At 52.7% G+C, this 9329-nt stretch carries 5 protein-coding genes and 4 pseudogenes; 6 read left to right on the top strand and 3 right to left on the bottom strand.

Features of this window, described 5'->3' with window-relative positions; all coding sequences use genetic code 11:
* Positions 1-185: 185 nt before the first annotated feature.
* The 4 genes and pseudogenes from EP237_RS22440 to EP237_RS22425 form a co-directional block, all read left to right on the top strand.
* Positions 186-488: pseudogene (locus EP237_RS22440) on the top strand (integrase core domain-containing protein); the annotation flags it as partial.
* Positions 489-931: 443 nt separating this feature from the next.
* Positions 932-1360 carry a hypothetical protein gene (locus EP237_RS22435; protein WP_127563050.1) on the top strand — a complete coding sequence of 143 codons (429 nt, stop codon included), beginning with the start codon at positions 932-934 and terminating at the stop codon, positions 1358-1360.
* 106 nt (positions 1361-1466) lie between these two features.
* A pseudogene (locus tag EP237_RS22430) lies at positions 1467-1610 on the top strand (IS5/IS1182 family transposase); the annotation flags it as partial.
* A 146-nt stretch (positions 1611-1756) separates the two neighbouring features.
* Positions 1757-2709: pseudogene (locus tag EP237_RS22425) on the top strand (IS630 family transposase); the annotation flags it as partial.
* A 498-nt stretch (positions 2710-3207) separates the two neighbouring features.
* Here EP237_RS22425 and EP237_RS22420 read toward each other — a convergent pair.
* Entirely contained in the window at positions 3208-3882 is a 675-nt protein-coding gene (locus tag EP237_RS22420) for a hypothetical protein (protein WP_127563049.1), read from the bottom strand.
* 472 nt (positions 3883-4354) lie between these two features.
* A complete protein-coding gene (locus tag EP237_RS22415) occupies positions 4355-5266 on the bottom strand; it encodes a Hint domain-containing protein (protein ID WP_127563048.1) in 912 nt (303 codons plus the stop codon).
* Positions 5267-5599: 333 nt separating this feature from the next.
* On the opposite strand from EP237_RS22415, the gene EP237_RS22410 reads away from it, so the two are divergent.
* Together EP237_RS22410 and EP237_RS22405 are read left to right on the top strand one after the other, a co-directional pair.
* The gene (locus EP237_RS22410; RefSeq protein WP_127563047.1) at positions 5600-6445 is read left to right on the top strand and encodes a helix-turn-helix domain-containing protein; all 846 of its coding nucleotides are present in this window, start codon (positions 5600-5602) and stop codon (positions 6443-6445) included.
* A gap of 105 nt (positions 6446-6550) precedes the next feature.
* Positions 6551-7387: pseudogene (locus EP237_RS22405) on the top strand (IS5 family transposase).
* Between the two features lie 202 nt (positions 7388-7589).
* Here the strand turns inward: EP237_RS22405 and EP237_RS22400 are convergent.
* Complete coding sequence (locus EP237_RS22400) at positions 7590-8876, bottom strand: Hint domain-containing protein (RefSeq protein ID WP_127563046.1); 1287 nt, start codon at positions 8874-8876, stop codon at positions 7590-7592.
* Between the last annotated feature and the right edge of the window lie 453 nt (positions 8877-9329).

Raw genomic sequence — 9329 nt, 5'->3', positions numbered from 1 at the left:
TCTATTCGTCGGAATGGAAGGAAGCACTATGGGACAAATTTGTCACGGCTGCGCCACGACCACGCACGCCATCCGAGCAGCAATAAAGAGGGCTTGCCCGCCATTGATTCGAGGGCTGGCCCGAATGATCGCAAGCTTCGACCGCGGCGCTGAACCGGAATACCGCCTATTCACGGCAGATGCGTTTCGACATGATCTGCGAGGCCAACGGGATCGAGCACCGGCTAACCAAGCCGAACCACCCTTGGACCAACGGCCAGGTCGAACGGATGAACCGCACGATCAAGGACGCCACCGTCAAACGCTTCCACTACGACAGCCACGATCAACTGCGGACGCACCTCGATGACTTCATGGCAGCCTACAACTTCGCCCGCAGACTGAAGACCCTCAGCGGCCTCACGCCATACGAATATGCCTGCAAGGTCTGGACTTCAGAGACGGTCAGATTCATCGTCAATCCGATCCACCAGATGCCGGGACTGAACACCAAATCTCAAACCGAGAACTGCTTTTATAGAGCAGTTCATCTCCAGTGCTCGTACCACCCCGACTCCTTCAAAAAAACGAAAGAGGAAAACAAAAAACTTTAGTGAGTTTGACCAGCCAGCCAAAAGCTGATCTTAGTCGCTCATGTCTGAGGCAAGCCGCATTCGATCCGTGTGGCGGAAATAGTGTACTGCTCGTTATATTTCCAGCCTTACCTGTACCCTACCACGTCAGTTTCCCAACTGACGTGGTTTTTTTCTAGATGTTGGAATCGTCGCCTGCTTGAAACCCATCTCCGGCACTAGCGCTCTGTGCACGAATCATGAATTCCTTTCAAAAATTCTCCTGTAGAAAACATTTATTAGTAGTTCTGATACTAATTGTGGCAGCATGGCCGACAGATGTTGACTGCCAGTCCGTTATGGAACGAGTACTGAGACAGATGTCTGATACAGATCTAGAGCGGTTGAGTAGTCCAGCGGAATCGGGGTTATTGATAGATACCGGCAGAGAGTTGTTAGATGCAACGACAATAACATCTCTCCCCGACAGCACTGATACATTCATCCAGCTTGCCCTGGCAGCGCCTGACACGGTTCTCTGGATTATAGAGGAGGTGAGCGAGATAACCATTGAAGATGTCGGAACCGTTTTTCTCGCTGATGATGGAACTGACATTGGTGAGCACTTGTTTCAATGGAGCATCGACGCTTTGATAGTAAATACTGATGGCTCCCTTACTCTTACGGCATTGGCATCACGCGGTCTGTACATTTGGAGCGGTAGCATGGATGTTGAGATTGCGGTACCCGAGGGCTCCCTGGATGGATTTCATGTGCAATTTGATAATTCTGTTCTGGAAAACCAATAATCCTAGCTTAGGGTCAGGATGCATTGATCTCCGCCGCGCGGCGTGATTCACGGCTCCAAAACGTAGCGATAACACGAGCGATCTTTTCTGGCTAACCGATCCACAGATGGCGCGTCTTGAGCTCTTCATCCCGAAGTCCCATGTCAAGCCCCGCGTGGACGACAAACGGGTATTGAGTGGAATTATCCTTATCAATCGCAATGGCTTGCACTTGCGTGATGCTCCTGCCGCCTATTGGCCGCACAAGACATAGTACGATTGCGGCGGTGGCTTTGAAGTGGTCCAACCTATTCACACAACTCAGCGGCTGATCTAAAGCGTCCGGCTCAAAACCTGAATCGTAAGGGATTCCCTTGAGCGCTGGTCTGTGATTCATCCTGTTTGGGAGGATGGATCATGTCAGCACCTTTGCCGAACGCGCTACGGGCGCGATTTCAGAAGTTGATTGAGGAAGGATTAAGCGGGCGGGCGGCGGCGTTGCGTCTGAAGCTCTCGCCCGCCACCGGGGCGCGGTGTGGCCTTGCGATCAGGCGAACTGGGCAGGCAAGGGCTGCGCCTCAAGGTCGCCCGCGCGGCAAGGGAAAGCTTGATCCGCATCGCGCCATTCTGATCGAACTGATTGATCAGGATGGTGACATGACCATGCCCGAACTGGCCGGTGCTCTGGCGGATGCAACTGGTGTTCAGGCGCACCCCGATGCGATTGGTCGGTTCCTGCGAAAGCTGGGGGTCACGTACAATAAAAGACGTTGGTCGCCACCGAGCGACGCCGCGCAAGGGTAAGACGGCAGCGCAACCATTGGTTCAAGCACCGAGTGCCAGCGGTCTCGGCCCAACCGGATCGCGTTGTCTTCATTGATGAAACCTCCGTGAAAACCAATCTGACCCGCCAGCGGGGCTGGTCTCGGCGAGGCGCGCGACTGGTCATGGATGCACCTTTTGGGTCATGGGGTGCACATACCCTCATCGCAGGCCTCAGTGCCGATGCGCTTATTGCTCCGTGGGTCATCCAGGGCGCGATGGATGGCGAGGCCTTTGCCGCTTACGTCGAACAGGTGCTGGTCCCGGAACTGGCTCCCGGCACCGTTGTCATCCTGGACAACCTCGCTACGCACAAGAATGTCGCCGCTGCCAAAGCCATGCGCGACGCCGGATGCTGGTTCCTGTTCCTGCCGCCATACAGCCCAGACCTGAACCCGATTGAGATGGCCTTCTCGAAACTCAAAGCCCACCTGCGCAGGATCGGTGTGCGAAACTTCACCGATATGTTCAATGCTCTCACCGAAATATGCGACCTCTTCTCACCGGAAGAGTGCTGGAACTACTTCAAGGCTGCCGGGTATGTCTCAGGTCAAAGGCCGGATGCTTTAAGACACTATTTGGAATACAGTCAAAAAAAGTCCTGCAGCCTTAAGCGACTGTTTTCGGGATGCTTCATGCCAGATAACGGATACAATCCGGGGCGCTGATTGCTGTCTATTTCGGATCAAAGCAGCTGCCCATGCTCAGATCATCCACCACAGGGTCAAGTCCCAAATATTTAACCTGAAAATCAATGCATTACGCGCCACACGACCCACGGAGTTCCATAGCCCAACAGAATAGTTGTTTCCATGTTATCAGTGGCTTATCTTCGGCCTACAACGTTATCTGCCCAGACTGCGTTGTACACCGCGACAGCGGTTTCTGCCCCCCGGCTGGGTGCGAATGAGGGAACGCACCCAGCCGGTTACCACATCGGCAAGGCACAGTGCGCGCCATGCATCGAGTAGCTGACGCACATATTGTATCTAATCAGTTGGACCGACACAAGGTGTCACCGACGCTCAAGCCGAGTATCCGAGCCCTCAGATAGCGCTTGCCACCAGCATGCCGTAGAACATTTTTCGGAGCCTGTCGTACTGCTCAACAGATGGAAACGTCTTCGACGGGTCAATCCGGGCATTCAACATGTCCCAGTCTAGAGTCTGAATGACACCAAGAAGCTCGGCTTCAGATATATTCAGGTGCTGTGTTGGACCATTGTTCCGCAAGTAACGCAGCAGGATGGGCGGCAGCTCAACCAGATGTGGATGAAACTCCGAGTGTAGGCCCCCATGCTCCTCCCACAACAGCTGCGTAAACTCACTCGGAACCGTACAGTTGGCGCCATAAAACATCTCCGTAGTGAACCGGGCGAGATCCTCCAATGACCGCTCTCGTGTCACGAGATGTTTTTCGAAAACTTTGAACGACAGCTTAGCTGTGAGCAAATACGCTTCGTACATGAAGGCGGTGTGACCTTCAAATATGCGAAAAAAGGTGGATTTCGAGTATCCAGAAAGTTCGATCACCTCCTTCAGATTGAAGTTCGCGAGACCCCGGGACTTTGCGCCAACCCTAAGGGCAGCGATAAAAAAAATTTGCAGCTTGCTCTCTGCGACATGAGCAGAAGCCGCCTTTTCGATTTCGGGTAACCACGCCCGTGTCAACTCATCGGGGTCTGGTAAACCGTTTTCAAAACTGAAGTCAGTTATGTCCATGAAGGCAAATCCACGTTTCCTCCAAGGATGGTGCCAGAAGACACTACACTTGGGAAGTGCGATGAAACTTCATGCAGAAGATCGCTCCTATAGTCTTGATTTTGAACACATATTCATGAAACCAGCCACGCATAGCTGTGGAAACGAATGTCATCGCGAACTTTGAAGCCAGCCAGTCCAAGCGCTCTTTGAAGTTTGTCACAGCGGACGTTTGAGGTGCTTCGGTTTGTTTGAACAGGCTCCGGGCGTTTTCTGAGTGGTTTTCCGCCTTTGTCACGCCGCTAATGCTTCGGGCCTTTGCTGGTTGCAAGAAGGCCTGTTCGGGGGCTCTGCCGTCGAGCGATGAATGAGGGCGACGGGTAAAGGCAGCTATGATTTTCTAGAATTGGGTTGTCTGCAATCCATATAAAAAGAGCCGCCCTTTTGGGGGCGACCCGTCTATTTTCACGCATTGCCACTGTCTGTGGCAGGATTACGCTGCCTTTGCTCCAGCAAGCTTTGCCTTGATGCGGGGCGGGACCTGCCGCGCGCTCATTGCGCGAGGATAGTCGAGTTCCTCCATCTCCGGCACGTCGCCGTACAGTTCTTCGAACTCCGTAAAGTTGTCGAAGCTGCGGCGGCTGACGTTGTCGATGAAGGTTTCCGCAGGGGTACCGTTGGCGAGGATGATCTCATGCTCTTCGGTTTCAATGTGGTAGACCGTGTAGCTCGGCCCCATCTCCTCCAGTGGCACAGTCGTGATGGTTTCCCCGTTCACCAACGCGCCCGCGTGGCAGATCACCCCATCGATCAACATGCCGTGGTCGGCAGTCACCGTCAGATCAGCATGCGGCAGACCTTCGCCCAAGGACCCGGAGGCGAAACGCACGGGCATTAGGCGTTCGGCGGGGCCAAAGGCGGTGAAGACGGTCTGTCGCCCGATCCACTTGACGGCCACCGCGCGCCCGTCCTCGGTCAGCACGGCATCACCGATGGCAAGCGTCTCGACCGCGCGCTCGCCCTCGGGCGTGGCGATCAGGCTGCCGCCGAGGAAGCAGGTCGGGAAAGGATTGGTGTTGAAGGTTGATGTGTTGAGGGTCGCGGGGAAATTGAAGTCTGTGGCGGAGTAACCTGTTGGAATCAATAAATAGGTTTGCGCGCTTTGTACCAATACGGGAAGCTGCATGGTGCCACCGGCCGTAAGGGCAATCTCGACTGATCCTTTGAAAACACCCTGACCAGAAGTAAAGCCTGTTTCCGGATCGTCAAATTCAAATGTCGTATCAGATTCGCCATCAGAGAAAGTGGCGGAGAGAGTAATTGTACTGGCCGGCGCATGCGTTAGGGCTCCGTTATCGTAGCCTCCAGTGTACAGTACCAATTGTACGGCGTCATATGAAGCCATGATGCGAACTCCTCATCTGGTATATTGCCATGTTTATCTCCGTATATTTTCCACTAGTTGTTGCAGTGAGACATTTTCACTCACCACAAATTATACCCATGATGTCCCTGTCAGGTGAGTTGAAGAGCGAATGCTTCCTTTGCACAACCGCGATATACAGCTAGAAAATCGCTCGGTCTCCAGCGCTAGCTTGGTGCATTTTTTTAGCTTTCTCATACCTCGACTGGCCTCAGCAAATTCGTTGACCACAGGATTCCATTTTGACTTGACCACAGTCACATCATTCTGCGATGTCGAAGCAAGTACGCAATCTCGAACTAACGGGAGTTTCAGTTGCAAAAGCCTCCGCTCAACACGATGACGGCTAATCATCTGGCCAGCGAGATATCCAAAAGGATATTAAACCAGATCGAAAGAATGGGGATCTCAAAGGCGCAACTTAGTGCTCTTAGCGGGGTCCCAAAGTCAACACTCAGTCCAATACTTGCAGAAACTGACCCAAAGCTCCCCAACTTGACCACTTTAATAAAAATTAGTCGAGTTATTAGTGTCCCGCCAAGTCATCTCATAGATTTTCTATTTGATTGGCGAGTTGGCGGTAAGGGAGTAGATCATGATGCAACCTTCCTTGCTCCGAGTGCGCTAAGCCACGCTACAGTCCTACGGCAGGCGCTCCTGGAGATCACCAGCGGAGAAATAATTTACGCCCCATCAAATTTGCCTGATTTTGTAAAGTCGGCAAAGATCTTTGACATAGAGATTGAAGAAATTTCAGATCGTGATTTGTATCTTGATTCCCTGAATCATTTAGATATTTCACAGGTGCGAGGAACTGTTTTGATCAACGAAGTAGTTTTGGACGGCATAATGCATCGAAAGGGAAAGTATAGTACTCTACAGCATTGCGAAACGGATGATGTGGCCGAAAAACTACTTCGGGCGCAAAATGAGAGCTTGGCCAAATTTTATGTGGTCGATTTTTATAGCGCTGCAATATCTCCGATTCTGCTATTTGAAAATGACCTTTCTCTCACCTATGTCAACAATGGATACTTGGTTTCTCGTGACTCTGGGTATGCCGAATCTTTTAGATCAAAGGTGAATGAGTTGATTTCACGCAATCACTGCGCGACATCTCTGGATAACGTGATTCATAGGTATCGTGATGCAACAAGATAGTGATTAGATTTTTGTAAAGGCCTCATGGCTGCTGCTATTTTAGGGTCAGGTTGTATTGATCCCCACCGCGCGGCGTGATTCACGGCTCAAAAACGGAGCGGTAACATGAGCGATCTTTTCTGGCCGACTGACACGCAGATGGCGCGTCTGGAACCCTTCTTTCCGAAGTCCCATGGTAAGCGCCGCGAGGACGACAGGCGGGTATTGAGCGGAATTGTCTTCAATAATAGCAATGGCTTAAGGTGGCGCGATGCTCCTGCCGCCTATGACCTTCTCAAGCCGTCCTACAGCCGGTGGAAGCGCCACCTCTCACACATGCTACGCATGTGTTGCCGGTCAACGGGAGCGAGAAAGGGATTTTCGCCCGGATTATGGTCGGCTTGGCAGCCGAGCATGGTGAAGAGAAGACCGTGATGATTTATGTGACATTTCTCAAATCCCACCGCACAGCGATCACACTGACCGCAAAAAAAGGGGGCGCGGCAGCCTTATCAGACGCACCAGGGCGGCGTGAATACCAAACTGCATGCCGTCTGAGACAGCCAGGGACGCCCGATCGACTTGTTCGTCACCACCCGGACAGGTGAGCGACTACATCGGCGCAGCGGCTTTGCTGCGAGAGTTGCCAGAAGCTGACTGGCTGATCGCGGATCGCGGTTACGACGCAGACTGGATCAGAGATGCGTTGAAAGACAAATAGATAAAGCCCTGCATCCCGGGCCGTAAGGCTCGCAAGGTGCCGGTGAAATACCCCTCTCGGGACATTGCTGCGCAATACCCTGTCGGGCAATGGACAAGCGACGCTACAAGCGACGCAACCGGATCGAGATCATGTTCGGTCGCCTGAAAGATTGGCGCAGGATCGCCACACGCTACGACCGATGCCCAAAGGTGTTTCTCTCAGCCATCGCGCTTGCAGCAACAGTGCTGTTCTGGCTTTGAATATAAATGAGTCTGGTGCCTAGGAACACAAATTTTTCCAACTGCCCAGATTTCCGAGACGACATTGAACTTGTATCATTTCGCTCAGTTTAAAGGCAGCTATGATTTTCCAGAATTGGGTTGTCTGCAATCCATATAAAAAGAGCCGCCCTTTTGGGGGCGACCCGTCTTTTTTAACGCATTGCCACTGTCTGTGGCAGGATTACACTGCCTTTGATCCGGCAAGCTTTGCCTTGATGCGGGGCGGAACCTGCCGGGCGCTCATTGCGCGGGGATAGTCGAGTTCCTCCATCTCCGGCACATCTCCGTAGAGTTCTTCGAACTCCGCGAAGTTGTCGAAGCTGCGGCGGCTGACGTTGTCGATGAAGGTTTCCGCAGGCGCACCGTTGGCGAGGATGATCTCATGCTCTTCGGTCTCGATGTGGTAGACCGTGTAACGCNGACCCCGGGTAAGCATCGCCTTGATGCGGGGCGGAACCTGCCGCGCACTCATCGCACGGGGGTAGTCGAGTTCCTCCATCTCCGGCACGTCGCCATAGAGCGCCTCGAACTCGGCGAAGTTGTCGAAGCTGCGGCGGCTGACGTTGTCGATGAAGGTTTCCGCGGGGGCGCCGTTCGCGAGGATGATCTCATGCTCTTCGGTTTCGATGTGGTAGACCGTGTAACGACCCCGGAATTCGGACAAGGGGACAGTCNNNAGCGCCTCGAACTCGGCGAAGTTGTCGAAGCTGCGGCGGCTGACGTTGTCGATGAAGGTTTCCGCGGGGGCGCCGTTCGCGAGGATGATCTCATGCTCTTCGGTTTCGATGTGGTAGACCGTGTAACGACCCCGGAATTCGGACAAGGGGACAGTCGTGATCGTCGTCCCGTTCACCAACGCGCCTGCGTGGCAGATGATCCCATCGATCAACATGCCGTGGTCGGCAGTCACCGTCAGATCTGCGTGGGGCAGACCATCGCCAAGCGCACCGGCGGCAAAGCGCACGGGCATCAGACGCTCGGCGGGGCCGAAGGTTGTCAGAACATCCTGACGTGCGACCCACTTTATCTTGACGGCTTTGCCATCCGCCGTAACGATCTCATCACCAATCTTGAGGGATTCAACCGCGACCTCACCGGTGTTTGTAGCAATCATCGTTCCGGCAAGGAAGCAGTTAACGACAACCGCATTTTCCGGCACATCATTAATTGTCCATTGAGTTGGGTCAGTACTCGGCGTTGCGACGGAGGTATTATAGGGTATAAGATATTGAACCCCATTAGTAAAAATGGCGTAATCAAGTCCATCAATTGTCGCCGTCTTTCCAATATAGGTAATCGACGAGGCAATAAAATAATCGCCGGAATCAATATTGCCATCACTATTAACATCCGTGACCCAGTTACTATATGTAGTGTTGTTGCCCACCGCTGTTATATCAGCGTTTCCCAGTGTAACACCCGAATCTGAAACAAAATTTATGTATCCATTGGTCGCGAACGTGGTCATGTTTGTCTCCTTTGAGTTACCTCAAACCGTTGCAACGGGACTTCACTGCCCGCTGATAATTGAACCCCAAACTGTTCCGGTGAGATGCTGAGCATATGCTTCTCTTGCACGACAACGATATTCAGTAAGAAATTCTCTCACCGTGCAGGCGCTACATTGATGCATACTAAAGCTGTCTCAACCGCTGGAGGGTTACAGCACCTGAGTTGGTCGCAGGAGCCATTATGTTTTGACCACATTCACATCGTTCTGCGATGTCGAAGCAAGTACGTAATCTCGAACTAATGGGAGTTTCAGTTGCAAAAGCCTCCGCTCAACACTGTAGAGACTAATCATTTGGCCAATGAGATATCCAAACGGATATTAAACCAGATCAAGAGAATGGGCATTTCAAAGGCGCAACTCAGTGCTCTTAGCGGGGTCCCAGAGGGCGTTGTTGCAGAACGGCGTCCT

The organism is Nioella ostreopsis, assembly GCF_004000255.1.
GTDB classification, from domain to species: domain Bacteria; phylum Pseudomonadota; class Alphaproteobacteria; order Rhodobacterales; family Rhodobacteraceae; genus Nioella; species Nioella ostreopsis.
The sequence above is the reverse complement of the archived record's forward strand: the minus strand, read 5'-3'. Positions and strand labels throughout refer to the sequence as shown.